This window comes from uncultured Rhodoblastus sp., from assembly GCF_903903185.1.
GTDB lineage: Bacteria > Pseudomonadota > Alphaproteobacteria > Rhizobiales > Beijerinckiaceae > Rhodoblastus.
In genome coordinates, this window is the sequence record NZ_CAIUXT010000138.1 from 1 (window position 1) to 26,771 (window position 26,771).

The window sequence follows — 26,771 nt, forward strand, 5'->3', positions numbered from 1 at the left end:
GGCTTCAAGGCCGGCTTTCTGGATGAGGCGTTCGTCGCCCGAGGCGATGGCCTTGGCGAGACCGAACTGGTTGGCCTGCGCGCCGACGTCTTCGACGCGGCGGATCGAACGGTCGCCGGACATGGCCATCTCGATGAAGCGGGCTTTGCGCTCGAGGATCTGCCAGCCGGTGGCGTCGACGCTGCCCTTGGTCGCGTAAGCATAGAGCTGGATTTCGTCGTTCTGATTGCCTTGACGCTCGATCCGGCCTTCGCGTTGCTCGACTTGCGACGGGAGCCAGGGCACGTCGAGGTGGTGTAGCGCGATGAGACGGCGCTGAGCATTGACGCCCGTGCCCATGGTTTCGGAGGAGCCGATCAGGATGCGCTTCCTGCCGCCGTTCATGTCGTTGAACAGGCGTTGCTTGGCGGCGGAGCGCTTAAAATCCTGCATGAAGGCGATTTCGGAAGCGGGTACGCCGAGAGCGATCAGGGACTCCCTGATCCAGAGATAGGCCGAAAAGCCGCGCGATTCGGCGACGGACGGCGTGCCAAGATCGGAGAAGATCATCTGGGTTGCGCCGGGCGCCGGATCGGGCGCGCCGTCCGGCCGGCGATAGCGGCGGTCGGACGTGTCGCGCCAGATCTCGAAAACCTTGCGGATCATCGTGTTGAGCTTGTTTTCCGGCTCGTTCGCCGCGTTGTCGTCGGTAAAACGAAGGTCGATCGCCGCGTGGCGGCCGTCGGTGATGACCGACAGCAGAATGTCGTCGCCTTTTTGGGGGCGGCGCTGGCGTTGTTCGATCGCCTGGATGCGCTGGGCAAGAATCTTCTGATAGGCTTTGAACGACGCGGTCGCGGGAGCGGCGACGATCTGGCGCTGGCCGCCGGCGATGTTGGGCAGTTTCAGGTTTTGGCGAAGGTCGGATTTCAGGACGACGTCGGCGAAATCCCGGTACATCGAGATCAATTCGGGAATGTTGACGAACTGCGCGAACCGGGTGACCGGCTTGTAAAGTCCCGAGGGCTGCAATTCGAGGTCCGTGGTCGTTTCGCCGAATGCGGCCGCCCAGGCGTCGAATTCCTGAATGCCGCGTTCTTCGAGCATTTCCGGCTGGAAGAACCGCTGGATCGTGAACATTTCGCCGAGCGTGTTGGTGATCGGCGTGCCGGAGGCGGCGATCAGTGCGCGTTCCGAGCGCCGGTTGGTGGCGAGGAAGCGGGTCTTGACATAGAGGTCCCACGCCCGTTGCGAACCGTCCGGATCGACGCCTTTCAAGGTGCTCTGGTTGGTGGTGAACGTGAGCTTTCGGAACTCCTGCATTTCATCGACGAGGATCTGGTCGACACCGATTTCGGCGATCGTCAGCATGTCGTCCTTGCGGCTCTTTAATGCTTCGAGCTTGGCTTCCATCCCTTCCTTCATTCGCTCGATGCGCTTGATCGAAACGCGGTCTTCCGTGTTGATGCGGCTTAGGAGATCGACGTAGGACGCGATCTGCTCGGAAATCAGCGCACGTTCGAATATGGCCGGCGCCGGAATGAACTTGAACGCCGAATGGGTGATGATGATGCAGTCCCAGTTGGCGGTCGCGGCGCGGGCAAGGAAGCGCTGCCGCTTTTCCTTCACGAAATTGGTTTCGTCGGCGACCAGGATTCGGGCGGTCGGATAGAGCTGCAGGAATTCGCGCGCGGCCTGGGCGAGGCAATGTCCGGGCACGGTCATCATCGGCTTGGTGATGAGGCCCAGCCTTTTCTGCTCCATCACGGCGGCGGCGAGGGTGAAGGTTTTGCCGGCGCCCACGGCATGAGCGATATAGGTCGATCCGGCCGAAAGGATGCGCCAGATGGCGCGTTTCTGATGCTGGTAGAACTTGATGACGCTCGACGCGCCGGGGATCGTCAGGTGCGATCCGTCGAAGCGGCGCGGGACCAGATTGTTGAAACGCTCGTTATAGAGCTTCGCCAGGCGCTCGGCCCTGTCCGAGTCGGTCCAAATCCAGTTCTCGAACGCCTGCTTGATCTTGGCGAGCTTGTCTTTGGCCGCTTCGGTATCGGCGGCGTTGAGGACGCGCTTTTTGACGCCGTCTTCTTCGATCTCGTCGTAGATCTGAGGCAGCGTCGAATTGAGCGCGTCGGAGACAAGTTCGCCGGCATGGCGGCGAAGAGTGCCCCAATCCGAGGTGGACGCCGGGTTTTGCTGGAAGGCGCTGACATTGACGGTCCAGCTCGCGATCTCAGCGGTATGATAGACCGGGGTTGTCACCCCGAGGATTTCTTCGCAGAATTTCGCGATGACGTCGGCCGGCAGCCAAGGCGCGCCAAGGCGCGCGGTGATTTCCGAAGGTTTTAAGTCTTCGGGAAGGGCTTCCGTGAGCGCTTCGACATTGCGCTGGAAGCGCGGATCATCGGCTGCGGCCTCATTCGCCGTCGCGAGGCGTTTGCGGACCGCGCCGGACAGGTAGGCGTCGGCGGAATGCCAGATTTCGATTCCGATTTTCGCGGCGATCGGATCGAGGTAAATGCGGTCGCCGAGGTCGGCGATGGCCACGTCGCGGGTCACGCCGAGAAGCTCGGCGATCCGATCAATGTCGACCATGCCGGTTTCGTGCAAAACGACGGCGAGCGCGTCGGCGGCGGTGGCGATTTCCGGCGTCGCCGGCGGATGAAGCACACGTTCGGAAAAGATCGGGCCAGGCCGGGCATTCCCGGTTTCAACATCGTATTCTTCGATGGAAGCGACAAGCCAGACGTCGGGATCGTCGAGGAAAGGCTGAAGATTCGGCCGCCGGACGGTTTCGCGAACCTCGCCTTCGGCGGTCGTGGTCTCCCCGATCGTGGTCAGGTTGATGGGGCCGAAATCGCGTTTGAAATGCGCGTAAGCGGAGCGCAGTCGGACCTGGGCGCCGCCCCATGGAAGGTCGGCTTCCTGCGCGCGGAGAACGTCGCGCACCGCGTCGCGGATCTGGACGAGCCCGCGGATGATGCGGGCGTGTTTGGCGGGAATGCCTTCCGAACCTTTGCCGCTGCGGATGTTCACCGCAGTCGGAGCGCCATTGATGATCTGCGCCAATTGCTTCTTGACGATCAGGAAGCTGCCTTCCTTGATCGTCGCGCCCTCAGCCGCTGTGCCGACTTGAATCGTCTCGTCGAACAAGGCGTCCTGCTCTTGTTCGACGGGAGCCTGCGGCGTGTAAATTTCGGTCGGGACGGAATAGAGCGCTTCGACCAGGCGATCGGACAGAGCGTGTTCGTCGGCGTGGGTGGGCAGGCAGGTGTAGGTCGGACCGTAGGCGCTGGTGGTGCGCGCATGCGAGCCGAGCGCCATGCCAGGGCGCTCGACGAAATAGCGGTTGATCGGGAGCTCGTCTTCGCCGTCATGGGCGGGAATGATCGCGTCGAGGTCGATCCAGTTGACGCGCCTGGCGATCTGGTCGGCCTTTCGTTTCTGGAAGACCAGCACGTCGACCACGACGTCCGTGCCGGCGCAGGCGCGCATGGCGCCTTCCGGCAAGCGCACGGCGCAAAGAAGGTCGGCCATGGAGGCGATGAACGCGCGGGCCGTGGCGTCGGTCTTGTCCATGGTCCAGCGGCTGGTGACGAAAGCGGCGAGACCGCCGGGCCGAAGGCGGTCGATTGAGCGCGCGATGAAATAGTCGTGGAGGGAAAGATTGAGCGCGCCGACGGCGTCATTTCCGCGCACGGTTCGGCTGCTGAAGGGTGGATTGCCGACGACGAGATCGTAGGCGTCGGGCAGGCGAGCCTTGGTGAAATCCTCGGCGCGGATGCGGGCGTTCGGAAAGAGGAGCTTGGCGATTCGCGCGGTGATCGGATCCATTTCGATGCCGGTCAACGCGGTCTTGTCGGCGAGCGCTTGCGGCATCAACGAGAAGAACAGGCCGGTTCCGCAGCCGGGTTCGAGGATGCGGCCTCCGGAAAAGCCCATGTGGCGCAGGGCGCGCCAGATGGCGCGGATGACGAATTCCGGCGTGAAATGGGCGTATTGCGTGACGCGGGCGAGGCTGGCGAGTTCGGCCGGCGAAGCAAGCTGTTCGAGGTCCTGGCCGAGGGTTTCCCATCCTTTGGGGAAAGCGTCGTCGGGCGAGCGGCGGAAAAGGTTGTTGGCGAGATCGCTTGCGCCGAACGACGTGAACAGGGCCAGGCGTTCCTGTTCCTCATGCGTTGCGTTGCGGGCCTCGTCTTCGATCTGGCGCATCAGTCGAATGGCGGCGATATTGTCGGCCGCGCGCGCTTTCCAGGCCTGGGCCAGCTTGCGGTCGCCAGCGAGGCGAAAGTCGATTGCCGGAATGAGCGGCTCCGAGGGCGCCTCTGCCTCGTCGTCGTGGCCGGCATCGGGCAAGGACGGCTCCGAGCCGCCGAAATCGCCGAAAAGTCCGAAGGAGGTTGAAAAGCTCGTGGTGTCGAGGAACGGAAGTGAGAATTGGTCGCGGGATTTGCTCATTTTTATCGTCCTTTAAGCGAACGGAATCGCCTGGCGCGCGCTGTGGGGCGGCCCGGGGATCGAGGTGGAAGGGGGTGTTGACGGGAGGGCGGCGCTTAGGCCGCTGGAGGCGCGCCAAGCCTTTAGAAGGCGCGAAGAACGGCTCTTTTCGCCTGTGCGTATTCGTTGGGCGCGGCGTCTCTGGCGATCTCGCTCAGGGCCGCGTCGAAAAGGCGGGTGTGGTGTGCGTCGAGAAGTCTGACTTCATCGGGATTTCTGGACTTCCACGGGCGAATTTGGATCGCCGGCGCGTGGCCGCTGATGCTCGTGGTGAACCAGGTGAAGTCGTCGCTCATGCGCCGATCCTCGCCGGTTCGCTGGCGACGGGCGGGGCGTCGACCGCAATGGCGGCCTGAGCCTTTTCGACCGTAGCGCCGTCGAGCGCGTATCGCGTGAGGCGGCAGCGGAAATTGGGCTGGGCGAGGGGCGCGAAGATCAGCGTCCGGCGCACGCGCTCGATGAAGCGAAAAGCATCGACGTTCGAAGGGCCGCCCGCGAAATTCACGGGATGGCTGATGCGTACAATGTCGCCCGGGCTCATCGAGCGAAGGTCGTTGCGCGTTTTGCGGGCCGCCTCCACGCGCGCGCGCCAGTCGGCCGCGTAGCTGGAATTGGGAATTTCGTCGACCGGCGAAAGCAGCTTGATGATGCGCTCGGGACAGTCGATCGCGCAGGGACCGGCGGATTCATCCATGAATTTCGTTCCGAAACCGTCCTTTTCGGAATTCTTGAACAGGACGACGGCGCAGAAGACGAACGTCTTGTTCGAATTCTTGATTTCGCGTCGAACCGCCGCATAAACGACATTTCCGACCGTGGCGGTGGCCAGAGGCGTCGATTTGTGGGTTTCGGTTTCGAAGGTGAGCTCCCTGGCGATGCGTTGCGCGGGAGATTCTTTCGTGAGTTTTTCGTAGTCGAAGATCCAGCCCATTTTTTTTTGCTCCGGTTTGAGTTTTTCCCAACTCATCTTCCGAAACGGGAAGCCGCCGTCGCGGCGCGCAAGGGCGCGAAGCGCCCGGCTAGACCCTTGCGCGCCGTGGCGGCGGCTGCCAGAAATTTTCTCTGTTTTTCGTTGCTTCCGTGGATCGGCTTTTGATCTATCGTTCCTTCAGGATTCGCCATTGACCGGATGCTTGAGCGGCGCTCCGTCGATAAACCGGACGCATGGCCAGCCTCGTTATTGAGGGCGCAAATTGTGATCGGTGAAATATCGATGGCGTCGGTCGTCAGAATTCGCCGACAACACGGCCCATGATTACGAGTTCTTGTGCTCCGTAAACATGCGGCAGTCCACATTCATCGCAAGTGTATTTACGGGCGTCGGGTTCGCAGCAATCGCGCCACGCTCCGCAGGCGATGCAAAATCCTGCTTGCTGATCGTCAGCCACTTCGATCTGTTCGAGCGTGAATTTCCTGGCGATAATCTTTCCGGTTTCGGGATGGCGCTGGATGCTCATTTTCATTCTCCGGCGATGATGCGGACGACAAAGGTCTGGCCGTTGGCGAGCCGGATTTTCAGATTGTCAGGATCGCTGACATCGACGTCGGCGATCTCAAGGGTTTCCTCGCTTTCGATCGGATCGCCGTCTGCGTTTTCCTCGAAATGATAAAACTCCCGGTCATCGAGGAAATCGCGGATGGCGAAGCCCAGGTCGCGCGTCGTGGCTTTCGTGGTCATAGCTTTGGCTTTCTCAGTTTCGGAGATGTTTGCTTCAGGACGCGAGCAGCGCGGCGACTTTGGCGGCGAGGCGTTCCATGTCGGCGTCGGCGCGATCGTTGAAGGTGAAGAAGCGATCGCCTGCCTTGCAGTGCCAGCTGACAAGGTTGTGAGTGACCCGCTCAACGATGTGGAACATTTCGACGCCCCTGACGACGCGCCATCTGGAAGGCGGCAGGACGTTGAGCGCATAATCGAAATCGGCTTCGGTCTCTTCGACGGGGCCCGTGATGAGAGAATTGACGTAGGCGTTCATCATCGCGTCGAGTTCGTCGTCGTCGACGGCGCGAATGGGAAACCCGCGTTCCGCCTCATATTGGTGGGGCGTGAGGCCGTCCGTGTAGGCGACGGTTCCGTTTTCGAGAAGGTAGCTCTGGATATTGCCGACGAAAGGCGTGTCGGTTCTGACGATGTACTGCATCGATGCGATCCTTCAGCGTCTGGGGATGTCGGGGTGCATTAAGGCGGCGACCCGAGCCTGCGTTTCATTGTTGCGGCAGGCGGGCGCGTCTCGAAGTGCATTGGGTTTCTCGGGGGAAGGCTGTTCAAGGGCCTTCGCCACAATGGGTTCGAAACGCGATCAGAGCGGCTCGAAGCCGGATTTGGCGACGATGTGCGCCTGTCCGGTCTCATCGACGATCACGTCGCCGACCGACATCGACGTGTGGCTCAGTCCCTTTTTCTCGATGAGAGGACGGGCCTCTCCGTTGGGCGACCAGTTCTCTCCCTGCATCATCGTGTAGACGATCTCGAACGGCTGCATCGGCGGGACGTCCTTCAGGCGGATGTGGGTCGCATCGAGGTTGGCCGGGTCGGGCTTTTCGCCGCGAATGCCTTCGCGAAACCATTCGGGGCGCATGTACCAAGTCTGATATTTCATCGGCCTTTCCTCGTTTCTGCTTCGATCTGAGTTTTTCCCAACTCATTTTCCGACGCGGGCGGCCGACGACGCGTCGCGCAAGGGCGCGAAGCGCATGGCTGGACCCTTGCGCGGCGCGGCGGCGGCTGCCAGTTGTTTTGATTGTTTTTTTTGGATTTCGCCTTGGCGCCGGCGTTATTTCAAAGCGGGCGTGGCTGTCTGCTCAATCGCTGTTGACGAGCCAGTCGGCGGAATCGCGTCGCGGACTGTCGTATCAGGCGTAGAATTGAGCGCGGGCTTCGTCCCAGGTCGAGACATGGTAGATGTGTTTGCCGGTGATCCGGGTGACCATGGTGCAGACGATCATGGCCCTGCTCCTTCGACTGGCTCGAATTCAGGTCCGAAAAGATGAGCCTTTACGCCGCGCCCGTTTTGCTTGATGTGCCAGTCGGGCGGATTGTCGAGCGTCACGAGAAGGCCGAGGAAGCCGTCCTCGACGAAATAGCCGACGACTTCGCCGGTCCCCAGCTTGTTGAAGTTGGCGCGCACCTTGGCGCCGATCGCCGGCGGCGGATTGGCGTTGAACCAGGTAACGCTAGCGCCCAAGACGGGCCTGCCGTTATCCCATTGGCCTGTCTGATAATCCGGCCGGCTTGTGAATTCCTGATAGCTCATAGGGCTTCTCCCTGTTTCCAGCCGGGGTCTTCGCGCTCGATCCATTCGGTACCGATCGCGGTGACGTAAAGGGTGAAGACGTTCCGAGGTCGTTTCTCAAAATCACGCGCCCTGCGGCGCTCGGCTTGTGGGGTTTTTCAAAGCCAGTGACCTCGACCTCTCCGTCGCGCAGGAGGACGCGATCGCCGATCGCGACCGGCTTGCCGCTGGATCTGTAAATCAATCTCATGGGTTCCTCCTCAACAGCAGCGGCAGACATAAGCCGCCGCCTCATTCAGGTTGCGGAACGGCAAATCGGTGATCGGCAGGCAGTCACGGATCTTTTGGCCTCGCCACTTGTACTGGCTCGAAGTCTCATATCGCTGGAAGGAGGCGATCTGTCTGCCATCCTTGTCGAACACCCAGAGAGACGTCATTTCGACGCTCTCATGTCGACATCTCTCGACGGCGCAAGACGTTACGCTCAAATATGAGCGCATGTCTTCGAGGTCGTTGTTCATTTCATTCTGGGTCATTGAGCTTAACCTTCGACGTTGACTTCCTGGCTGGAGAAATACTCGCCGCAAGCATCGCCGACGTGCTCGAAATATTCGTCGGTCATCGCCTGGGGGTCGGCGGGCTTTGCCTTGCCAACCTCTTGTTCGAACCATTCGTCGGCGATCTCGCGGCGCCATTTCGTGACGCCTTCCGGAGAGGTGAAAGCGCGAATGTCGTCGCCGTGCTTGTGCTCGTACACCGCCACATGGACGGTCTGTTGGGTCGTGGATTTCGGGAGTGGCGCGTCCGCGCGCGGGGCCCTCGCCGTCTGAGGACGTATTCGATCCGCGCAGCCAGGTCATAGGATGAGGCGCGGTCTTGTCGGTCCAACTTGAAGTCGCACGGGTTGTCGCCGGCGTGGAAGCGGAAGGGCGGAGCGCTTGTGAGCGCCAGGTGGCAGACGCGCAGCATTTTTGCTGCCGCCGATTCGTTGTCGTCGCTCATCGCGCGATCTCCAGTCCAGAGAGTGTGTAAAGCTCCTGTGCGACTTGGTCGGCTTCGGCCCGGGCGCCGCAATCGGTGATCGCTTCCGAGCATCCGTCTTTGTCGCGCGCATAGACGGTCCAGAATTGGGCTTCCGCGTCGCAGACCAGTCCGAGCGTATGGCCGGGGTCTTCAGGATCGACCTTGCAGCCGCCGACGGTCAGCGAAGCGAAGCGCGACCAGTCGGGCGCCAGGTTGTCGGCGCAGCAATTGAACAGGCGCTTGCGGCGGGCCTCGATTGTTTCCTGCTCGCGATCGGCTTTCCATTCTTCGTCGAAAGGTCCGTTCAGTCCTTCGGCGCTGCGCACATACCAGCCGCGTGGTAGTTCGCTTTCGGAAGCTCTGATTTCAAAGACATAGATCTCAGCATCCGCGCTGCCGGCATCTATCCAGTCGGGGCCGTTGGTCTCTCGGCCGCAATCGTCGCATGTCATGTCGTCGAAAGTTCCGGAGAGCGTCCAGTCCTGCGTTTCGTCGCACCAGCGGGCGGTGGCGTCCCTGGAAATGTCGGCGGAGCCGCAGTTGGGGCAGATCGGGCGTTGTTTGGTCATGGCTCTTCCCCATAGGTGTAGGTGTCGAGATCGCCGGCCTCGTGCTCGCGCTCGGCCTCGGCGATGGCTTTGTCGAATGGCTCCCGTGCGTTGAAAAACTGGAGGTGCAATCCGTCGTCGCCATAAGATGCGACCCAGCCAAACCAGGGTTTTGGCGCGGGCTTTGCGCCTTTCGTGAGCTCAAAGGCTTCGGCGATCAGGTCGGCGAGGTCGCGGGCCTTTTCGTAGGTCTCGTCGTTGCTCATGTTTTCGAGATCGGGCGTCGTCATTTTGCCGATACGATCGACAAATGCGCGTAACGGCTCCGGCGCCGTCAATACTGGAGCAGCCGGCGAGCTCTCGATTGCTTCCGGAACTACGCTCAGGACATAATCGACGCGGGCGCCGAGGTCGTATGATTTGACGTTTCCGAGTTTGTTGGTCGGCAATTGGAGCGGGTTGTCGCCGGGGTCGTAACTGAAATATTTTCCCGAATTGAGCGCGACGGAGCAGGCTTCCAATGTCCGGCGCAGGGCATTGAACTTGCGTTTTTCGGCTTCGGTCATCGCTCAATCCTCCGCGCTCGAAACGGCGCCGGCGAGGCCGTGGCCCGTCATGACGGGCGACAGCGAAATGTCGGGTAGATCGGGATCGTCGAGTTGACGGTCGGACACGTGATCGCCTGAAAACTCGAAGACATCATTGGCGAATTCGCGGGCCATCTTTCGCGCTTCGGTCTTGTTGCGCGCCTTGATGTAAACCGTGGCGCAAAGCCGCACGTCGGCTTGATAAAGCTTGGTCATTTTCATTCTCCGGTTGCGCGCGGGCGCCGGTTTATCGGCGCCCGCAATTGATCAGGCGGCGAGGGGAGCGTCGTCCGTCGTGGACTCATCGGCGACGGTTGCGGCGGTGTCGTCGACGCCCAAACTGGTCTCCGGATGAAATTGCAGGGTGAAGTCGGCGATGCGCTGGGCGTCGGCCGCCGCGCGGAAAAGCTCGCGTTTGTCGCTTTTCAAAACCTCGATCCACGATTTCACATAGCTCGCGTGGTTCGGGACGTCGGTCGGCAGGCCGAGCGCGTCTCCGACAAACATGCTCGCAAGTTCGGCGCGCAGTTCTTCGCGGGCGTAGGCCGAGGAGCCGAAGCGGCCGGTGAGGTCGCGATTGAGCCGGTGCGGGGCGCCGGTCGCATGGCCAAATTCGTGCAGGATGGTCGCGGCCCAAGCTTCAGGCGCGTGGAAGGCGCCATCGGGCGGCATTTGGATCTGATCGGTCGAGGGGCGATAGAAGGCGCGATGGCCGCCTGTCTCGACGCGAATTCCGCTGGCTTTAATGATCAATTCGGCGTCGGCGATGCGCTCGAACAGCGGCTTCGGGGTTCCGGTCGGGATGTATTCGGGAATGCCTTCGATCTGCGAGGCGTGGAAGACCAGATAGGTGCGAAGCAGCGGGATGGTTTTTCCGGTTTCCTCGCCATTTGCCGAATTTCGCAATTCGAGCGGTTTATAGAAGAAGATTACCGTGCTTTTTTCTCCCTTGCGGATCAGCCAACCGCGCTCATTGGCCTGGCGAAGCGTGCACCAACGCGGATCGGACGTCGTGAAGGAGAACGGCGACATCGCCAGGGTGACTGCGTTGATGCCGCGATAGGCGCGTCCCGTGACCGGGTTCATCGGAGCATTGGCGGCGACGCATTTGTTGGCGTCCCAGGGTTTGCGCCACGGCATTGTGCCGGTTTCCAGCATTGCGACGATCCGGTCGGTCAATTCCTGGTAATGGTCCTTGCGGAAGCCCGTATTTTTAAACTTTTTCATTTCGCTGTTCCTTTCTCCATTCTGTTCCCAGAACAGCCAAAGCAACCTCGCATCCCGGAGGCCGCCGCAAGGGCGCGAAGCGCCCGGCTAGACCCTTGCGGCGGGCGACGGAGATGCGAGAGCGGTCTTTTTGCTTTCTCCTTCTTTTCTGTTTTCTGTTTCGGATTCGGCGGTCTGGCGCTCGCGTTGTTGAGCGAGGAATTCTTCGAATTGCCGTGCGCCTTCGGCGCGCATTTCGCGCGCCAGGGCCGGAAGGGCGGGCGTCGGAGTGGCGGCATGTTGGGCGGCTGTCTCCAGCCATTCCGCGGGGAACACGCCGCTCCATTGCGAAGCGATTGCGGCGTGCAGTCTCGGATTGTTCTGGGCGCGCCGAACGAGCGCCGTGACGACGGCGTCGCCGTCGTTCATCTCGAAACAGGTGTCGAACGCGCGCGAATGCGTGCCGCGCATGAAGCACTGCGCGCCGTAATTGACGCGATGGCTGAAGGCTTCTGGATCATAGACTTTTGGGGCGGCGCGCATCAGGCGGTCCTTTCCTCGCCAGAAGAAGGGATGCTCGGCCAGCCGTCCGGATCGAAAGCTGCGAGGACCGCCGGGCAGTCTTGGCCCTCGAAGGCCGCACGGAAACCCGCGCAGGTTCCCGCCAGGTCGGGGCCTTCGGAGATCGCCGGAAGCGCGACGACGCCGAGTTTTTCAGCGAGTGTTTGGGCCATGAGAGTGCCGACCGATTCCAGGATCGTGCGAAATTCCTGAGCGCGGGGATCGTCGATGTCTGTCAGGCATTGAACCATTTCGTCGAGAGTGAGCTGGGCGGACATGAATTGTTCTCCTTGTTGAACTGGGTTGTGGGGTCGAGTGAGGGGTCCAAAACGCGAAAACCCGGCTCGAAGCCGGGTTTTGTAGATTTTTGCAAAAATTCGGCTTGCGGAAGCTCGATGAAAGAGAATCTCCGCCGCCTGCTCACATGGTTTGGCGCCTGATTTCCGGGCATGCGGGCTTAACGGTGTGCCAGAAAGCGCGAAGAAGCGCTTGGCGCGCCTGCGACCAGGCGTTTCCGGCGACAGTGTCGTCGTTCGCCAATTGGTCGAGCGCGCACAGGCAAAGTTCCGATTGCTCGGTGTCGAGGGTCAGGGTCGAATTTTCGGGATCGTCAGAATTGAAGATCGCGATTTTTTGTCCGGAGGAGCTGATCGCGGCCGTATACCAATCGAATCGCATCACGCCGCTCCTCCAGTGCGAGGCTCGATCCAGACCTTCGTCGCGTTACGCGCAGGCAGGCGGCGCTTCTTCAAACGGTCTTCGACGAAGGCCTCGCGATAAGTTTTCGCGGTGGCGTCGGCAGCTTCCGTTTTTGCTGCGTGATAGACGTCGAGGAACGTCCACATCAGGCGGAAACGGGAATCGGAATCCATCTGCCTGAATGCGTTCACGATGCGCCGCGAATAGCCGAGGTTGACGCGCTCGCCGCCGCCGCCGTGGCTGACGACGAGCGTGTAGTCGCCATGCCTGGGCTTGACGATCTTGAAACAGTGGCTCCGGCAGTCAGTGGCGCTGACGCCGTCATGGATCGAGGGGAGAACGCGGCCCGGTTCATGGAAAAGCGTTTCCTCGTCATCGGCGGCTTGCGGCTGGCGCCAGGCTTCCCGGCCATAATTGCCGGCTTCGAAAACTGCCGCGGACCACCCGAATCCGGGGTCGTCGAGCTTGCCATTGCTGGCCAGGTGGCTCGATATTGCGGCGGGCGTATCGGTTTCGCGAGTTTCGATATTCGACATTTCAGGAGTTCCTTTCATCTCTGCGAGATGACTCCTGATCCGCGGACCGTCGTCGGTCGGGGCAAGGGCGCGCGGAACGCGCGGGAGCTTGCGACGAACCCTTGCGGCGGTCGATGCGTGTCGGCGAGAAGGTGATTTTTTCCTTTTTTTATTTTTCTATTCTTGGATTGGCGAACAGATTACCATAGTCGCGTGACGATGCCGTCGAAGACGGTGTCGGCCGATACCAGGGGCAAATTATAGTATGCCGCCGTGGCCGCCAGCAGTCGGTCGAACGGATCGCGTTGGGTCCAGGTCATCATTCCGGCGGCGAGGCAGATCGCCGGATCGAGGTTGGCGACCGAGCCGCCCTGTTCTCCCAACAATGCGGTCAGTTGGCCGATGTGCGGTTCCATTTCGGGCCATTTGCCGAGCCGGACTTTCTGAGCGATTTCAAAGAATGTGATTGGACTGACCAATACGGTGTCGGCTGTGGTGATGGCGGTGAACGCAGGTTTTGACAGGCGATCGTCTCCGGCAAGGCTCCAGGCCCACGCATGAGTGTCGAGAAGAACCGCCGTCATTTGGCGCCTTCCCAAAGGTCGAGATCGCCCGCGTCCATCGGCTCGAAGAAGTCGGGACCGGCGCCGAGTTTGCCCTTGAGGAGCCCAACTTTGAATGCGCCTTGGGCGATCGGGACGAGCCGCACCATTGGTTTGCTGCCTTTGGCGATAATGACTTCCTCTCCGCTCATCGCCGCTTCGATGAGCTTGGAGAGATTGGTCTTGGCTGCATGAATGGTGAATTGTTGCATCGGGTGTTTCCTGTTTATACGACCATAGCATTAGCTAAGTTAGCTATCCATGGCGCGTCAAGTTTTTTCCGTGTGACGTCCAATCTGGTTTTACCGCAGCCGCTGTTGAAAACAGCGGCTTTTTTCGTCTTCGGGTTGGTGCGGTTTTTCCGCACTTTTCAATCTGGTTTTTCCGCAGGAGGTTGGGTCGTGGCAGAAGCGACGACGCGTTTATGAAAGTCGCCGCCGAGGTGGTGTCGCTCCTTGAGATACCTGTTACCTTTGTAACCCCAATGGTGCTCGTATGGCAGGAACCGGCGGAAAGGCGACCTGCAAGGATGCCCTCGCCAAGGTCGGCTCGGCGCAAGAAGCGGGCGGTCAGCAAGGGCGCAGCGAATGGGTTCTATCCGCCCCCTTTGCGATCGTTCCGGGTCGCTCCTCTGCGCGAACTGTCTCCACTACATCATGAGCATGGTATTACATCATTGGACAGAAAGGGGCTCCGCGCTCGCATGTCGCATCGAAGGCGGCGATCAAGTCCACGGGGCGCGGTTCAACCCACCCCAAGCCCCTTGGGTTGCTACTTACCCCGGGTCGATCGGCGTCTTCAGCCCGAGGCGCGCCTCGATTGCCTCGGCGGCATCGAGGCATTCTCCGTCGCGCATCCGGCGGCCCGTGAGCAGGACGCCGATCGGCAGTCCCGTCGCCAGATCCCGGCCAGCGGAGACGCAGGCCGAAGGCAGGCCGAACAGGTTCGCCGGCAACACGGGCCGCGCGATCACGTACGCGGCGTACGCACTTTCTGGCGTCCCGAGATCGAACCCGACCTCGAACGGGAGTTGCGCCCAAACCGGCGAAAGCACCAACGGGTACTCCGCCATGAACTGCGACCACAGCCGCGCCAACTCGTGTCGAACAATGTAGCGATTCAACACCACCTCGGCTGAGGAATCCGTGACCGGCGCGTATAGACTTTTGAGGTATTTGCCCTTTGCGGCAAATTCTTTCATCTTATACCGCATTTCATCTGATTCAATTTGCGGCTTTAAGTGCAACGTCTCCTCATAGCGTGGGGGAAGGATTTCGACGACCTCGTATCCGGCGTCGCGCAGCGCGCCGCCTGCGTTCCGTACGACCTCGGCGATGACCGGGGCGGTCGGGCCGCCCGGAGGCTCAGAGACCATTGCGACACGCAGCGGCGCGGTCCCGAGCGGTGGCGCGACAGGCGGATCCAGCGACCAGGGGTCGCGTGGATGGGCCCCCTCCAGGACCCCGAGTGCAACGCGAACGTCCCTGATCCGCCGGGCCATCGGCCCCTGCGAAACAAACAACTGGTAGAAGAGCATCTGGCCCTGATGTTGAAAACTCGCATCGGGAACGCGCCATTGCGTCGGCTTGATCGTAGCAACGCCGGTGGCGTTGGCGGGGTTGCGCAACGAGCCGCTGGAGTCGTTGCCGAGTCCCATCGGCGACATGCCGGTCGCGAGCGCCGCGCCCTCGCCGCCGCTCGAGCCGCCGACCGTGCGTTCGGGATTCCAAGGATTCTTCGTCAGACCATAAAGTGTGCTCTCCGTCGAAAGGAACACCCCCAAATCGGGGAGATTGGTTCGGCCGATGGCGATCGCTCCCGCGGCGCGCATGCGTTCGACGACGGGAGCGTCCGAAGGCGCGACGGCGTCGGCGTAGACAGGCAGGCCGTGAGTCGTCGGATGCCCCGCGACGTCGATGTTGTCCTTGATCGTGAATGGAACGCCGTGCAGCGGCCCGAGCGGCGCTCCGGCGGCGACTTTGCGGTCCGCTTCGACGGCGTCGCGCCGCGCTTCATCAGCGAGAATCCTCACGACCGCGTTGACGCGCGGGTTCACCGCCTCGATCCGGCGAAGGTGCGCCTCGACCACCTCGGCGCAGGAAAAATCCTTCTGGGCAATGCCCGCGGCCAATTCGACCGCCGAATAGGTCCAAAGTTCATTCATCACTTCCTCCTCGTTCGGCGCCAATGACCACGTCGGTCGACGTCAGAACAACCGATGCATCGATTTCCGGCGCCCTTCGTTCGGAGGCGGGATCGCCGTCTTCGGCAACGTCCTGTCAAACACCACTCGCACCGCACGCGAGGTCAGATCGCCGACTGCGGCGCCTGCTTCGCGAGGGCTCCAAGTACGCGCTGGAAGGTGCGCCCCAGCCCCCGGAGCGAACCCTGTGGAGGAGACTTGAGGCGGCTTCTCCCGGGCCACGCCCAGTTGCTATTCCCGACGCCCCCTTGGCCCCCGCCTCCAAGCGCTCGCCTTCAACATCGAGGGTCTGGTCATAAATTGCAAAGGGGCAAGCAGCCACGCTCGTTTAGCTGTCGGCCGAACGGCTTGGGCATGGCCAGTCTCAATCAATGGCGGCTTCCGGCGGAAAGCCGACCTCTCTCGGCCTCTCGGCAATGTCAGCTCGGCGCTAAGTTGGGGACTTTATGTTTGCACCGGATTTTCGAACCGCCCAACCCATTGATGGAGTGGCCTTGGCTATCGGTGCAAAAATCTTGGGTTTTTTTGCACGTGCTCCAAGATAACTATTTACAAAGGCCGACGCCGACGGACAGGTCTTGGCCAGGTCTTGGCGGATATGGCGCGAACGGGAAGGTTTGGCGGGGAACAGACCATACATGAACGGACAGTAAGGACTTTAAGGTTGTCGCTGCACTCAACCTAGAGATCAGCAATTGTTATAATTTGGCGCGTTTGTGGACGCGCTGATTCTGGATAGCTATTGGCCCCCAGTTCTGAAATTTATAATGTTATGAATTCTTAATGGAGATGTTTATATGTATAACCACCACCGACCAAGGTGTCTGATTCTTTCACATGCACAATAGGTGCTGAGCCCATCGGGCCTTGAATAAAAAGGGTGCCGCCTTTTAGAAAAGCAGGGACAGCTTGACCTCGATCAGAAATAATAAAGCCATCACCATTTCTTTTTATTTCCATAAGGGAATTTCCATTGCTAATTTCCTGCCACCTTCCGAGATACTCGTCTCCTGTGGAGCTAAAACACCCAATCAATGACAACGATCCCGCGATAAAAAGTCCCGCGATAAAAATTTTTCCAGTTCTTATCATTGCTGCCTCCTACGCCATTTTTTGTATAGCCTATTCAATAATACACGGTAACAACTAATATCCTCGCTGGAAAAACACGATTCCTATCCTGCAAACCGCTATGTGAAATTATAGGTTCCGGGATAGAAAATGCCCATCGATACTACCCTCTAAAAATCGCAAAAGTCAACTTTATGCCATTTCCCGGTATAGAGCGCGAGGTTCGGAACCGTCCGCTTGGGGTCAAATTGAGTCGGTCGCGGGCGTTGCAGCGAAGGTCGCCTTCGAGGCGATTGTGTTGAAGAACTCAGCCCTTGATCGGGCGCCGATGCCGCGATTCTCTTTTTCTACTGATTTGGTGGGAGATTCGGCGATGATGGGCGTTCAAGCGGCGGCGGCTCGGTTGTTCTTTGATTTCTGCCTCGATGATCACGTGCCCGCCGACCATCAGCTCCGGGGCATCGACCGTCATCTCGACCTCGATGACCTTCGCAACACGCTGAAGCCGTTTTACAGCAACTCCGGCCGCCCCTCGATCGACCTGGAACTGATGATCCGCATGCTGCTGGTGGGGCATTCGTTCGGAGCGCCGCCTGTGCGAGGAAGTCCATCTGAACCTCGCCTATCGCTGGTTTTGCCGTCTCGGCCTCGATTGCGAAGTTCTTGATCATTCGACCTTTTCGAAGAACCGGCACGGGCGCTTTCGCGAGAGCAAAACATCCTTCGGCATTTGTTCGAAACCGTCGTCGCCCGCTGCATGGCCAAAGGGCTTGTCAGCGCCTAGGGGTTCTCGGTCGACGCCAGCCTCATTCCCGCCGACGTCAACAAGCACCACTCAGTCCCCGGCAACGACTGGAAGCCCGAAGAGATCACGGAGGAAACCAGCCGCACCACGCGCGAATATCTAGCGACGTTGGACGACGCCGCGTTTGGCGTGGCGACGCCGGTCGCGCCCAAATTCGACGCCCTGGCCGACCCGGCTGCGCAATGGACGGCGAAGCGCAAGGGACCCGCCTTCTTCGCCTACTCGACCAATTATCTGATCGACACGGACCATGGCGTGATTGTCGATGTCGAAGCCACGCACTCCGTTTGCCAAGCCGAAATCGGCGCCGCCCAGACGATGCTGGATCGAACCGAGGATCGATACGGCCTGAAACCTAGGTATCTGGCCGCCAACACGGCCTATGGCGCGGCGCAAAAACTCGCCTGGCTAGTCAAACACAAGCAGATCACGCCGCATATCCCGGTCATAATTCGACAGCGGAGCTGCGCGTTGCGCTATCGCATTGTCGCCTGCCGCTTCCTGAAGTAGCTTTGGCTTGGTGACACGTTCTGCATCTCGTGATTTTTCGCACGTGGAATTTTCGATATGTCCTATCTCAGTGAATCCCTAGGCCCAGATGAGCAGATCGTCGCAAAAGCCTCACTTCATTGGATTGTTTTCGCGCCCGGCGTCCTGCTTCTTGCGATCGGCATTCTGTTTTGGCCCATGCTCATTCTTGGAGCCCTGTCGCTGTTGTTCGCGATCATTCGCAAATCGACGACGGAACTCGCGATCACCAACAAGAAAGTCCTTGCCAAATGGGGCGTCATCTCACGATCATCCATAGAGCAGCGTCTGGACAAAGTGGATTCCATCGAGGTTCAGCAAGGGCTCCTCGGTCGACTTCTCGATTATGGCTCCATTCGGGTGAATGGCTCCGGCCTAACCGCGACGCCAGTTCCCGGCATTTCCGACCCGCTCGCCTTTCGCCGCGCCTTTGAACGCGCACTCGACGGCGGCCCTCTGCCCTCCCGTCCGCAATCGGTCCCTCGACCGATAGCGGAGGGTGCAGGACGGAATTCGCCAGTTCCCCCTCGCGCCGCAACTTCGACCGTTACAGCGCGAGCTATGGCGGGTGAGGTCATGCGATCGGAGCGCGGGATCGAGTCGCATAGAGAGCAGCCTCAAGCGGCGGCAGTTGTTGAGCGCCAAGACAGTCCGGCGCGGACAAAATGGCGCGCCTTGATCAAATACGACGAGGCGCTCGCCAGCATAGACAAGAAAATCAGCCTGCTGGGAGACAAATGGGTCGAAGTGCTGGCATCGAAATTTACGGCGCCCGAACATCCCGACGTTGAGGCGATCGTCGCGGAAATCGTTCCCGGCGCGCTAGCCGAAATCATAGCGTCGAACTCGGACGCATTGAGCAAATGGCAAGCGCTTATCGCCTTCGACGACGAGCTTGCCGCTGCTGACGCGGCGGTCCGCGAGAAGGGCGACTTTTGGATTCGTCAACTCGCGGCGGACTATGTCGCCATTAACGAAAAGGACTATCTGCCGAGAATCGTAGCGAAATTCTGCGCCGAAGCTGACAAGCGGAAATCCCAGGCTGAAGAAATGGCGACTCCCGACAATACGGCGCTGGAAAGCGCGACCGAGACGACTGAGGCGCTGCAAGGCGCTGTATCGGACATCTCGCCATCCACTCCTAGGCCCGCGCAGCCGCCCTTCGAATTTGTGCCCCTTCGCACCGGCGGAAACCGCAATCCTTGGCCGCTAATCGTTCTCTTTATCGGCCTCGCGGTCGTAGGGCTGATTTTTGTGGTTCCGCGTGTGTCGATGAACCCGCCACCCCCACCCGAGCGGCTTGCCGCAGCAAGCGATGTAAAACCGATTTCGCCCCCTCAACCTCCGGCGCAACCCGAATATCAAGTGCCAGTTGGCACCGCACTTATTGCGCAAAGTTGGTGCAAATACAAAGCGATCGAGTCAGTTGCGTTGACGAAGGACGGACACTATCTGCTCGCCGGCAGCGACGACTCCAGCATCCGCCTTTGGGATCTCCAGAGCGGTCGCATGGTCAGGAAATTCAACGGACGCGTGACCTTGCCAGCATCGGTCGCATTTTCGCCCGACGGCCGGATGGCAATTGCCACCAGCGCTCCCGATCAAGTGAAAGTCTGGAATACGGCCGATGGCGAAATGCTCTATTACGTTGAAATGCCAGGGGCGCCATACGGTGCCGCCTTTTCATCAACGGGCGACCGCTTTGCGGCCGGAGGCGATGGACGCGGACAAGGAACCATTCGGATATGGGATGCATCACGCGGGCAGTTGCTTCTAAGTTTCGCCAACGGTAACACATTCAAACAAGTATTATCACTTGATTTTTCGCCAGATGGGCGTTGGCTGGCCGCCGGAGCCTATGAGCATGACCTGAAAATCTGGAATACAGCTACCGGTCAGGCTGTTCACAACTTCTCCGGTCACACTTCTTACGTCAAAGCCGTGAAATATTCCGTCGACGGAAAATTTCTGATTTCAGGGAGCGAGGACGCGACAGTCAAGATTTGGGATGTCGACAGCGAGCGCCTGCTTCATGATCTTGCCGGCCATACCGACAGGGTGTCGTCCGTCGCGTTCTCGCTCGATGGACAACAGGCCTATTCTGCCAGTGACGACAGCACGATCAAAATCTGGGACGTTGCCAGTGAGCGCCTGTTACGCGACATTCCAACTGGTCAAGAGAAAATCTGGGCGGCCGCGTTCTCTGCGAACGTGATCGCTTCGGGTGGCCTGGACGGAACAATCAAGATCTGGAACACTAGGTCCGGCAGTCTGCTGGCGACATTTCGCGCTCAGGATGCTTGCGTTCAGGACACGCCGTCCTCGGATATCGAGGGATGGGTAGGCTTCACCCCCAACGGACTTTTTACAGGCGAAGGTGACGTCGGTCGTCTAATCAAAATTGTGGTTACGGATGCCGATGGAGTTCATCATCACGTAGTCTCTAATACCAAGATGATAGAAAGCAATCGGCGCGATTCGATCTCTATCTTAGAATTAGCGCGGTGAAGACGACTAACATAAGTCGCGCGTATCAATCAAAGCGGGGTTTAAGTGAGGCACCGAGCGATAATTACCTAAAATATTTGCCATATGTTTCGGATTTATGCATTAATTTTATATTTTATATGTACTTATATTTTCATATACGACCAGAATACGGAATTTGTCATGAGCGTGCGTTCGTTTATACGATCGGAACGTCCGCTGAAGATGCGACTCCCGCCGGTGGCGCTTTAATGTTGTGGGTCCGCAATGAGCCGGAAGCCGTCGGCTGACTTGACCGGCGCCGTTCGTCTCGATTCGTGCCGATGGGCATCGACTGTTTCCGGCGGAAAGGGATGATCATGATTAGCGTTGGTAAAACTTCACACGTTACAAAATCTCAAACGCCGCCCCCGGTTAGATGACCGCGCGGTACTCGGCGCCGAACGCGTCGGCCCATATCGTCGACAGGTCCGCGTCAAGGCGGCCCCAAGACACTTCCAGCTTTTCCCGAACGAACTCCGCCCGGGCCTTGGGCCGCCCGACGAGAACCCAATGCGCCTGCGGGAGGAGATAGCGGAAAAACATCAGCCATTGCGCCCAGTTCAGCGACAGCGGGTTCTGCGTGACGGCGAACTTTCCGGCGTTGGTCGCCGTCGCCACCGTATGGGCCAGGAACAGTCCGCTTTGCAGCCTTTTGCCCGCCACGGGCAGCGCATCCATGAGGGACTTGCCCTCGGACAGCTCGCGCACCGTCCATGCCGTCCGCACGAACACCTCGATGATCGTCACCGTGACGCCGCCGGCCAGAAAATGCCTGAAGTCGTACCCGGAGCGGTACATGCCGCGCGCGATGTCTGAGATCGAGTGGTCCCCGATGCCACCCAGCTGGAGGAACTGGAGCAGACCGAACAGCGGGGGCGGCAGTCCAGCCGCAGTGGCGACGTCCGATAGCATGTGGCAGGCGACCGTCCGGAACGCCTCCAGAATCTTGACGAATAGGCCGACACCGAACTCGCCCGGCTCCCAGCCTTCAACGGACTGGATCACCAAGGACCCGTCGGAACCTATCGCAGTGAAGCCCCCGGCAAGGATGTCGCGAACGCCGAAAAACCAGCCGAGGACAGGGTCGTGTCCCAACGAGGACATGCGATGGGTTCGCGGTCCTAGCCCCTCGACCTTGATGTCCAGTCGCAGACTCGTGGACGGATCGTACGGCACCTTGTAGTCGCGTTCCAATGCGCGGATCGTGTCCTCCGGCAAGAGGTCTCCGAACCTGTCCTTGATGACGTTGGAAAGCCAGCCTCCTTCCGCCGCAGAACTGCCAAGGAAGCCGGGGTGCCTTGGGACCTGAACAAGGAGGATGTCCGCGAGCCCGGCGAACAGCCCGGCCGCCCCGGCGACGGCGTAGTCGAATTGAGTGAGCCGATTCAGGCCGGCGAACTCTTCCTTCCAGCTGGAAAGGTTGCCCGTGGCCGCCGCGACATCGGCTCGACTCAGGATGTCCGCGAAGGAAATCTCATCGGGCCGCGCCATTCGGGCTTCGGCGGCGATCTCTTCCCACGTGCGCAGACGCGGCGCCCTCATCGGTAGCGAAGTGCCGCCGGCGCCGGTCCGATTTGGCAGGGGCCGACCCAGCCTAGCCAACAGCCTCTCGGCGTCCTGGATGGCCGCATCCGCCGTTGCAGCGGTCGCCTCGGCCTTCGCAAGATTGCCGTCCAGCGACTCGCCCTGGACGGCGAGGACGCGGAGGCCGTCCTTGTCCGACTCGGCGCTCATTCGACGGCCAAGTCAGACTGGAGGTTCTCAACGGCCGCTTGCAACTGGGCGACCAGACTGTTCAGGTAGGCGACGCGTTCATGGTTCGCCGAATTCGTCGCATGGAGTTCGGCTAGCAGCGCGTCCCTCTTTCGGAGCGCCTCTTGAAGAAGGGCTTCCTTGGTCTCGAACAGCTTGTTCCTATTGTGGCGCCCCACGGCCCATACGCCGGCGGCGCCGAGAACGACGGCCGGGGCCGCGACGACCCCAATTCCGAGCAGCATTCCACCACCAACGAGAGATCCGGCGCCCGCGAGGCCAGATGTCAAAGCGGCGGCGCCAGCCGCACCGCTCGCTGCGCTGGCGGTCAAAATTCCGGCACCGGCGGCAGCGCCGACCCCGACCCCACCAGCGGCGCCAAGCAGTTCAGGAATGTCGCCGTCGAGGAGCGTGCGCGCTTTGTCGTTCATGGCAGTTCCGGCCTCCGACACAAGCTTCTGGATCGGCTTGAGGGCCGCCATCGTCTCATAGTTCTCGGAGGCGTCCTCTTCCCGCACGGCGGCGGGGTCAGAATCGACTTTTTCCTTCTTGAGGCGATTTGAAACGACCTGCGAAATCGACGTCGCCTTGTCGCCGATCGCGGCGCCTGCGTCGGACGCCAGCTTTTGCGCCGCGTTCAACGACTCGGAATTCTTCGCCTTGTTGTAGAGGTCCTCGACGGACGACTTCAAACGTTTGAACGGCATGAAAAAATCCTCTGGCGCTGCCAATCTCCGGCAAGGAAAAAACTGTTGGCGCAATTCCGGCATTGCCGCCCAAAGATATTATACTTATCCGGCCTCGATTGCGAACCGTCCGACGCCAACCACCTTCATAGGCTCTTGAGACGGTCGCGGGCGTTGTCGGGAATGTCGCCCTTCGAGCCGATTCCTGCCGATGGGCACCGGCTCCTCACGGCGGAAAGCGGGAATAGAGCGAAGGGCCGGTCCCGGCGGCAAACCCGTCGATGGCCGAACGTCAAGGGTGCGCCAATTCAAGTCAGACGTTAGTTTTGGCTTCACGCGAAAGGCGCGAGGAGCCTTATTGCGAAACGCGAAGGTCAAGCGCAACGTTCTGAAGCGAAAAACCGCTCCCGTCGCCACGTTCGTCTTGGTAGAAACTTACACTCCAACGTTTCGTGACGGGCTCGATCGTGATGAGATCGTAGCACATCGGCTTGCCCTCGGCGCCGACGCTAGAGCCACAGCCGACGACCGTCACCTCGCCATCGCCCCCTCGCGTTGGCCGAACCGTCGCCAAGTGCGGTATGTGCTTGTGCCCATGAAGTACCAAACCGACCTTTCGGCCGACGCACCACTTCACAAAGTCCTCCGATTCCTCGAAAGCGATGAGCTGGTCGTCACCGCCCAACCGGGCAAGGATGCGCTCGTAAAGCGCGGTTGGCTTTGATCCGTAATCGACCGGATGGTGATGGACGAGCGCGATATTAAAGTAATCGCGGACCTGCCTTCTGCGATGAATTTCATCATCGTGCTTTTCGGCCCGCGAAAGACGCTGACGCAAGCTCACGCTGCCCCTCGCGAAATTTCCAGTTTCGCTCGAATTGAACGAGAAGAAAACGGTCTGCATGTCGTGATCAATGTCAATCGGAGACCAATCGAGGTCGGTGACGTATTCGGCCTTTCTTCCAAGCCCGCTGATCGCATTCCCCTTGGTTCTCACGTCGTGGTTGCCAGGAACCACCAGCAATCGCTTGCTGGTGCCGTCTTCGACGTCTCGGCGAAATTCGTCGAATGACGCGCGTAGGTCTTCTGAAGGCGTGTCGAACAAATCGCCGGTCACCACCACTCGGTCGATTGAGGGAAGCAAGCCCCTGACATGTCGCTTGAGGTACGACCTACGTTGGGTCGCTTCCGCGAGACCTATATGAAGGTCGCTAAGATGCAGGATGTGCTTGGAGCGTCGCCGGGACGCCTGGAGGGCTATGGCCTCGTCCGTTGCCCTTAGTCCGTCCGAAAGCGCATCCAGCAAGTTATGGCGCAAGAAGTCGAAGGCGTCCTGCAGGGACAGGGCGCAGGCGCCCCCGAGCCGTGTCCAGAAGAGTACGCCGGGCGGTGCGAGGGGTTGGTCAGCGAGGACCCGCAATGCCGGAAAAGGATCAACGAACTGTGCGAGCCCGGGTTCGTGTAGCTGGCGGGGAAGAAGAACCAGTCCGTTCAAGCCCGAGCTGAACCCGGCCTCCCTGAAGAAGCGCAGGGTATTGTCGTCGTGGCCATAGTCGTTGGCGGGAAGAACGAGCGCGTAAAAGTCGTAACCGGTGAAATATGTCCGGAGCGGATCCAGGTAATGGCTCGAATCCACCGGCTGCTTATGGGCGGGTTTGCCGAACTGGAAGTTCAGAAACTTGATCTGGTCCTGCGCCGCCTTGGCGACCCGTCTAGTCCAATCGTCCGGCGATCCCTGGGTCGAACTGATGAGATTTTGGCCGTAGGCCAGCGAGAATAGGAAGTTCCCTATCGTGCGCAAGTCCGAACGAGGCGCGGCGAGGCCGGTTTCGTCGGTCAGATATCCCACAAGATTGATATGACTGAGATCGAATTGCGCGCCCATGCTCCCACCACCCCGCTAACCCGATGACTGTATCTTGAATTGAAGCACATTACACCGAAACTCTCGGCAAGGCCGGTGACGCAGGCCGACCTTCCACGCTTCGTCCACTCTCACCCCGCAACTTTCCTGCGTCACGATGATTATCATGGCTTGAGACAGCTGTTCGACCTTCGTCGCCCGAGACCTGCCTGTCGCTTACAGACAGCCGTCCGCATGCCGCAGGTGAACTGGTGCACGCAATCTAATGTCCGGTTTTGCCAATATTCGCCGTCCGGCTTGATCATGACGTATGGCGGCTAAGGGTTATGATTAAGCGTCGGACCGAACCCGGGAAAGTCCGCAGACGACATTGCTCCGGCCATTGCGAGAAAAGCTTGAAAGACCCGTTTGAGCGTGCGCCGTGGAAAGGCGGCGCTTTCCAGTGGGTGCGAGACCCACCCGGCGACAGCTCCCGCCGGAAGCAATCGGGGCAGGCATGGAGGCGACGAAATGTCTGAAGCCCCCGAATAGCCGCCACGACATACGGTGGCGGCGCGAGTGTGCAGGCCGCAACGTGAGTGAACGCTGAGCAAACCTCGAAAAGGACGACGCGCAGGCCGACCCGACAGCTCAATCGGGGAAGGCTGATACGGCTGGGCGAGACGAGCAAGAATACGCCCAGACGCTGCGCCGGGGTAGTGGCGGCGGCATGTACACAAGGAAAGCGCACGCAACACGGGAAGCCTCATGGCGTGGTCAGGGATGATCAACCGGACGCCCGCGAGGGACAGGCCGGGCGCTTTGAGGTGGCGGAGAGGCCCGTAGTACCGAGGAAGCCGGGTAATGCCGGTGGAGGGAAGGGGCCTCAGTTCAAGACAGACGCAGCAAGCGATGAGGGACCGGGAGATTGGGCAACCTATCAACTCCGAAAAGTGTTCAGAAATTGCAGATGGCGTTACACGCGAAAGCGAAGGCGGAAGTCGGCTATCGCTTCTACGCCCTCTACGACAAGATCAGCCGCGAGGATATTCTGGCGCACGCTTATGCCCAGTGCCGCTCCAACAAGGGTGCGCCGGGCGTTGACGGTCAGGACTTCGCCGATGTCGAGGCGTATGGGGTCGAGCGATGGCTGGCCGAACTGGCGCTTGCGCTCAGGCAGGAGACTTACCTACCGGACCCGATCAGACGCGTGTTCATACCGAAGGCCAACGGCAAACTCAGGCCGCTGGGCATCTCGACCTTGCGGGATCGGGTCTGCATGACGGCAGCGATGCTGGTGCTGGAGCCGATCTTCGAAGCCGATCTTCCGCCGGAAATATACGCCTACCGCCCCGGGCGAAACGCCCAGCAGGCGGTGGTCGAGGTGGAGGAGCAGCTATTTCGCGGCCACCCGGAAGTCGTGGACGCCGACCTCGCGGACTACTTCGGAAGCATTCCACACACCGACCTTCTCAAGTCGGTGGCGCGCCGGATCGTGGATCGGCGCGTGCTGCATCTCATCAAGATGTGGCTGGATTGCCCCGTCGAAGAAACCGACAAACGCGGACGGAAAACACGCACGACCGAAGCCCGCGACAAGCGGCGCGGCATCCCGCAGGGCTCACCCATTTCACCGCTGCTGGCGAATCTTTACATGCGCCGGTTCGTGCTGGGATGGAAGAAGCTCGGGCTGGAGCGAAGCCTCGGCGCTCGCCTCGTGACCTATGCCGACGACCTCGTGATCCTGTGCAGAAAGGGCAAAGCCGCTGAGGCGTTGCAGCGACTGCGCGAAATCATGGGCAAGCTGAAGCTCACGGTCAACGAAGAGAAAACACGAATCTGCAAAGTGCCGGAAGGGGAGTTCGACTTCCTGGGCTACACGTTCGGACGGATGTATTCGCCGA

At 60.2% G+C, this 26,771-nt stretch carries 29 protein-coding genes and 1 pseudogene; 4 read left to right on the forward strand and 26 right to left on the reverse strand.

All coding sequences use genetic code 11. The annotated features are described in order from the left end of the window. The 21 genes from QZY01_RS12685 to QZY01_RS12785 all read right to left on the reverse strand — a co-directional run. The coding region (locus QZY01_RS12685) for an N-6 DNA methylase (RefSeq protein ID WP_294537659.1) at window positions 1–4,440 on the reverse strand (4,440 nt) is incomplete at its 3' end. A 122-nt stretch (window positions 4,441–4,562) separates the two neighbouring features. Then, window positions 4,563–4,775 (reverse strand): hypothetical protein, encoded by a 213-nt coding sequence (locus QZY01_RS12690; protein ID WP_294537663.1) that lies wholly within the window; start codon window positions 4,773–4,775, stop codon window positions 4,563–4,565. After that, window positions 4,772–5,410, reverse strand: a complete 639-nt coding sequence (locus tag QZY01_RS12695) for a hypothetical protein (protein WP_294537665.1) — start codon at window positions 5,408–5,410, stop codon at window positions 4,772–4,774. The genes QZY01_RS12690 and QZY01_RS12695 overlap by 4 nt, the downstream gene beginning before the upstream one ends. A gap of 295 nt (window positions 5,411–5,705) precedes the next feature. Beyond that, window positions 5,706–5,936: a hypothetical protein gene (locus tag QZY01_RS12700; protein WP_294537667.1), complete on the reverse strand. Its 231-nt coding sequence runs from the start codon at window positions 5,934–5,936 to the stop codon at window positions 5,706–5,708. Window positions 5,937–5,938: 2 nt separating this feature from the next. Next, the gene (locus tag QZY01_RS12705; RefSeq protein WP_294537669.1) at window positions 5,939–6,157 is read right to left on the reverse strand and encodes a hypothetical protein; all 219 of its coding nucleotides are present in this window, start codon (window positions 6,155–6,157) and stop codon (window positions 5,939–5,941) included. Between the two features lie 34 nt (window positions 6,158–6,191). Continuing rightward, entirely contained in the window at window positions 6,192–6,617 is a 426-nt protein-coding gene (locus tag QZY01_RS12710) for a hypothetical protein (protein ID WP_294537671.1), read from the reverse strand. A 159-nt stretch (window positions 6,618–6,776) separates the two neighbouring features. Next, on the reverse strand, window positions 6,777–7,076 hold the full coding sequence (locus QZY01_RS12715; protein WP_294537673.1) for a hypothetical protein: 300 nt from the start codon (window positions 7,074–7,076) through the stop codon (window positions 6,777–6,779). A gap of 342 nt (window positions 7,077–7,418) precedes the next feature. Beyond that, window positions 7,419–7,661 (reverse strand): hypothetical protein, encoded by a 243-nt coding sequence (locus QZY01_RS12720; RefSeq protein WP_294537675.1) that lies wholly within the window; start codon window positions 7,659–7,661, stop codon window positions 7,419–7,421. Window positions 7,662–7,674: 13 nt separating this feature from the next. Beyond that, complete coding sequence (locus QZY01_RS12725; protein WP_294537677.1) at window positions 7,675–7,959, reverse strand: hypothetical protein; 285 nt, start codon at window positions 7,957–7,959, stop codon at window positions 7,675–7,677. 10 nt (window positions 7,960–7,969) lie between these two features. Then, window positions 7,970–8,146 (reverse strand): hypothetical protein, encoded by a 177-nt coding sequence (locus tag QZY01_RS12730; RefSeq protein WP_294537679.1) that lies wholly within the window; start codon window positions 8,144–8,146, stop codon window positions 7,970–7,972. A 104-nt stretch (window positions 8,147–8,250) separates the two neighbouring features. Beyond that, window positions 8,251–8,472, reverse strand: a complete 222-nt coding sequence (locus QZY01_RS12735; protein WP_294537681.1) for a hypothetical protein — start codon at window positions 8,470–8,472, stop codon at window positions 8,251–8,253. Window positions 8,473–8,707: 235 nt separating this feature from the next. Beyond that, a complete protein-coding gene (locus QZY01_RS12740; protein WP_294537682.1) occupies window positions 8,708–9,301 on the reverse strand; it encodes a hypothetical protein in 594 nt (197 codons plus the stop codon). Beyond that, window positions 9,298–9,846: a hypothetical protein gene (locus QZY01_RS12745; RefSeq protein ID WP_294537683.1), complete on the reverse strand. Its 549-nt coding sequence runs from the start codon at window positions 9,844–9,846 to the stop codon at window positions 9,298–9,300. The genes QZY01_RS12740 and QZY01_RS12745 overlap by 4 nt, the downstream gene beginning before the upstream one ends. A gap of 3 nt (window positions 9,847–9,849) precedes the next feature. Continuing rightward, window positions 9,850–10,083, reverse strand: coding sequence for a hypothetical protein (locus QZY01_RS12750; protein WP_294537684.1), 234 nt, complete (start codon window positions 10,081–10,083; stop codon window positions 9,850–9,852). Between the two features lie 51 nt (window positions 10,084–10,134). Beyond that, window positions 10,135–11,094, reverse strand: a complete 960-nt coding sequence (locus QZY01_RS12755) for a zincin-like metallopeptidase domain-containing protein (protein ID WP_294537685.1) — start codon at window positions 11,092–11,094, stop codon at window positions 10,135–10,137. An 87-nt stretch (window positions 11,095–11,181) separates the two neighbouring features. Continuing rightward, a complete protein-coding gene (locus QZY01_RS12760) occupies window positions 11,182–11,616 on the reverse strand; it encodes a hypothetical protein (RefSeq protein WP_294537686.1) in 435 nt (144 codons plus the stop codon). Continuing rightward, complete coding sequence (locus QZY01_RS12765; RefSeq protein ID WP_294537687.1) at window positions 11,616–11,912, reverse strand: hypothetical protein; 297 nt, start codon at window positions 11,910–11,912, stop codon at window positions 11,616–11,618. Before QZY01_RS12765 ends, QZY01_RS12760 begins: the two co-directional genes overlap by 1 nt. A gap of 142 nt (window positions 11,913–12,054) precedes the next feature. Beyond that, window positions 12,055–12,315: a hypothetical protein gene (locus QZY01_RS12770; protein WP_294537688.1), complete on the reverse strand. Its 261-nt coding sequence runs from the start codon at window positions 12,313–12,315 to the stop codon at window positions 12,055–12,057. Next, the gene (locus QZY01_RS12775; RefSeq protein WP_294537689.1) at window positions 12,312–12,869 is read right to left on the reverse strand and encodes a hypothetical protein; all 558 of its coding nucleotides are present in this window, start codon (window positions 12,867–12,869) and stop codon (window positions 12,312–12,314) included. Before QZY01_RS12775 ends, QZY01_RS12770 begins: the two co-directional genes overlap by 4 nt. A 179-nt stretch (window positions 12,870–13,048) precedes the next feature. Then, a complete protein-coding gene (locus QZY01_RS12780) occupies window positions 13,049–13,432 on the reverse strand; it encodes a type II toxin-antitoxin system VapC family toxin (RefSeq protein ID WP_294537690.1) in 384 nt (127 codons plus the stop codon). Then, complete coding sequence (locus tag QZY01_RS12785) at window positions 13,429–13,662, reverse strand: type II toxin-antitoxin system prevent-host-death family antitoxin (protein ID WP_294537691.1); 234 nt, start codon at window positions 13,660–13,662, stop codon at window positions 13,429–13,431. The genes QZY01_RS12780 and QZY01_RS12785 overlap by 4 nt, the downstream gene beginning before the upstream one ends. On the opposite strand from QZY01_RS12785, the gene QZY01_RS12790 reads away from it, so the two are divergent. After that, window positions 13,654–13,878 (forward strand): hypothetical protein, encoded by a 225-nt coding sequence (locus QZY01_RS12790; protein WP_294537692.1) that lies wholly within the window; start codon window positions 13,654–13,656, stop codon window positions 13,876–13,878. The genes QZY01_RS12785 and QZY01_RS12790 overlap by 9 nt on opposite strands. 347 nt (window positions 13,879–14,225) lie before the next feature. Here QZY01_RS12790 and QZY01_RS12795 read toward each other — a convergent pair whose 3' ends face one another. Both QZY01_RS12795 and QZY01_RS12800 read right to left on the reverse strand, forming a co-directional pair. Beyond that, window positions 14,226–15,614: an amidase gene (locus tag QZY01_RS12795; protein ID WP_294537693.1), complete on the reverse strand. Its 1,389-nt coding sequence runs from the start codon at window positions 15,612–15,614 to the stop codon at window positions 14,226–14,228. A gap of 819 nt (window positions 15,615–16,433) precedes the next feature. Further along, the gene (locus QZY01_RS12800; protein WP_294537694.1) at window positions 16,434–16,745 is read right to left on the reverse strand and encodes a hypothetical protein; all 312 of its coding nucleotides are present in this window, start codon (window positions 16,743–16,745) and stop codon (window positions 16,434–16,436) included. A 352-nt stretch (window positions 16,746–17,097) separates the two neighbouring features. Here QZY01_RS12800 and QZY01_RS12805 point away from each other — a divergent pair. Together QZY01_RS12805 and QZY01_RS12810 are read left to right on the forward strand one after the other, a co-directional pair. Then, a pseudogene (locus QZY01_RS12805) lies at window positions 17,098–17,976 on the forward strand (transposase); the annotation flags it as partial. 120 nt (window positions 17,977–18,096) lie between these two features. Further along, complete coding sequence (locus QZY01_RS12810; RefSeq protein WP_294537695.1) at window positions 18,097–20,565, forward strand: PH domain-containing protein; 2,469 nt, start codon at window positions 18,097–18,099, stop codon at window positions 20,563–20,565. A 393-nt stretch (window positions 20,566–20,958) separates the two neighbouring features. On the opposite strand, the gene QZY01_RS12815 is transcribed toward QZY01_RS12810, so the two are convergent. The 3 genes from QZY01_RS12815 to QZY01_RS12825 all read right to left on the reverse strand — a co-directional run bounded on the left by QZY01_RS12815 (window position 20,959) and on the right by QZY01_RS12825 (window position 24,909). After that, the gene (locus QZY01_RS12815) at window positions 20,959–22,320 is read right to left on the reverse strand and encodes a hypothetical protein (RefSeq protein WP_294537696.1); all 1,362 of its coding nucleotides are present in this window, start codon (window positions 22,318–22,320) and stop codon (window positions 20,959–20,961) included. Further along, window positions 22,317–22,979 (reverse strand): hypothetical protein, encoded by a 663-nt coding sequence (locus QZY01_RS12820; RefSeq protein WP_294537697.1) that lies wholly within the window; start codon window positions 22,977–22,979, stop codon window positions 22,317–22,319. The genes QZY01_RS12815 and QZY01_RS12820 overlap by 4 nt, the downstream gene beginning before the upstream one ends. A gap of 400 nt (window positions 22,980–23,379) precedes the next feature. Continuing rightward, entirely contained in the window at window positions 23,380–24,909 is a 1,530-nt protein-coding gene (locus tag QZY01_RS12825) for a metallophosphoesterase (protein ID WP_294537698.1), read from the reverse strand. Window positions 24,910–25,837: 928 nt separating this feature from the next. On the opposite strand from QZY01_RS12825, the gene QZY01_RS12830 reads away from it, so the two are divergent. Next, the coding region (locus QZY01_RS12830; RefSeq protein WP_294537699.1) for a reverse transcriptase domain-containing protein at window positions 25,838–26,771 on the forward strand (934 nt) is incomplete at its 3' end.

Excerpts from the sequence above, each read along its gene's own strand:
- QZY01_RS12705 (WP_294537669.1), bottom strand. The coding sequence starts at position 6,157 with ATGACCACGAAAGCCACGACGCGCGACCTGGGCTTCGCCATCCGCGAT.
- QZY01_RS12725 (WP_294537677.1), bottom strand. The coding sequence starts at position 7,959 with ATGAGATTGATTTACAGATCCAGCGGCAAGCCGGTCGCGATCGGCGAT.
- QZY01_RS12775 (WP_294537689.1), bottom strand. The coding sequence starts at position 12,869 with ATGTCGAATATCGAAACTCGCGAAACCGATACGCCCGCCGCAATATCG.
- QZY01_RS12780 (WP_294537690.1), bottom strand. The coding sequence starts at position 13,432 with ATGACGGCGGTTCTTCTCGACACTCATGCGTGGGCCTGGAGCCTTGCC.
- QZY01_RS12690 (WP_294537663.1), bottom strand. The coding sequence starts at position 4,775 with ATGAGCGACGACTTCACCTGGTTCACCACGAGCATCAGCGGCCACGCG.
- QZY01_RS12710 (WP_294537671.1), bottom strand. The coding sequence starts at position 6,617 with ATGCAGTACATCGTCAGAACCGACACGCCTTTCGTCGGCAATATCCAG.
- QZY01_RS12740 (WP_294537682.1), bottom strand. The coding sequence starts at position 9,301 with ATGACCAAACAACGCCCGATCTGCCCCAACTGCGGCTCCGCCGACATT.
- QZY01_RS12695 (WP_294537665.1), bottom strand. The coding sequence starts at position 5,410 with ATGGGCTGGATCTTCGACTACGAAAAACTCACGAAAGAATCTCCCGCG.
- QZY01_RS12815 (WP_294537696.1), bottom strand. The coding sequence starts at position 22,320 with ATGAGCGCCGAGTCGGACAAGGACGGCCTCCGCGTCCTCGCCGTCCAG.
- QZY01_RS12750 (WP_294537684.1), bottom strand. The coding sequence starts at position 10,083 with ATGACCAAGCTTTATCAAGCCGACGTGCGGCTTTGCGCCACGGTTTAC.
- QZY01_RS12745 (WP_294537683.1), bottom strand. The coding sequence starts at position 9,846 with ATGACCGAAGCCGAAAAACGCAAGTTCAATGCCCTGCGCCGGACATTG.
- QZY01_RS12810 (WP_294537695.1), top strand. The coding sequence starts at position 18,097 with ATGTCCTATCTCAGTGAATCCCTAGGCCCAGATGAGCAGATCGTCGCA.
- QZY01_RS12765 (WP_294537687.1), bottom strand. The coding sequence starts at position 11,912 with ATGTCCGCCCAGCTCACTCTCGACGAAATGGTTCAATGCCTGACAGAC.
- QZY01_RS12715 (WP_294537673.1), bottom strand. The coding sequence starts at position 7,076 with ATGAAATATCAGACTTGGTACATGCGCCCCGAATGGTTTCGCGAAGGC.
- QZY01_RS12825 (WP_294537698.1), bottom strand. The coding sequence starts at position 24,909 with ATGGGCGCGCAATTCGATCTCAGTCATATCAATCTTGTGGGATATCTG.
- QZY01_RS12795 (WP_294537693.1), bottom strand. The coding sequence starts at position 15,614 with ATGAATGAACTTTGGACCTATTCGGCGGTCGAATTGGCCGCGGGCATT.
- QZY01_RS12800 (WP_294537694.1), bottom strand. The coding sequence starts at position 16,745 with ATGATAAGAACTGGAAAAATTTTTATCGCGGGACTTTTTATCGCGGGA.
- QZY01_RS12700 (WP_294537667.1), bottom strand. The coding sequence starts at position 5,936 with ATGAGCATCCAGCGCCATCCCGAAACCGGAAAGATTATCGCCAGGAAA.
- QZY01_RS12755 (WP_294537685.1), bottom strand. The coding sequence starts at position 11,094 with ATGAAAAAGTTTAAAAATACGGGCTTCCGCAAGGACCATTACCAGGAA.
- QZY01_RS12760 (WP_294537686.1), bottom strand. The coding sequence starts at position 11,616 with ATGCGCGCCGCCCCAAAAGTCTATGATCCAGAAGCCTTCAGCCATCGC.
- QZY01_RS12785 (WP_294537691.1), bottom strand. The coding sequence starts at position 13,662 with ATGCAACAATTCACCATTCATGCAGCCAAGACCAATCTCTCCAAGCTC.
- QZY01_RS12730 (WP_294537679.1), bottom strand. The coding sequence starts at position 8,146 with ATGACGTCTCTCTGGGTGTTCGACAAGGATGGCAGACAGATCGCCTCC.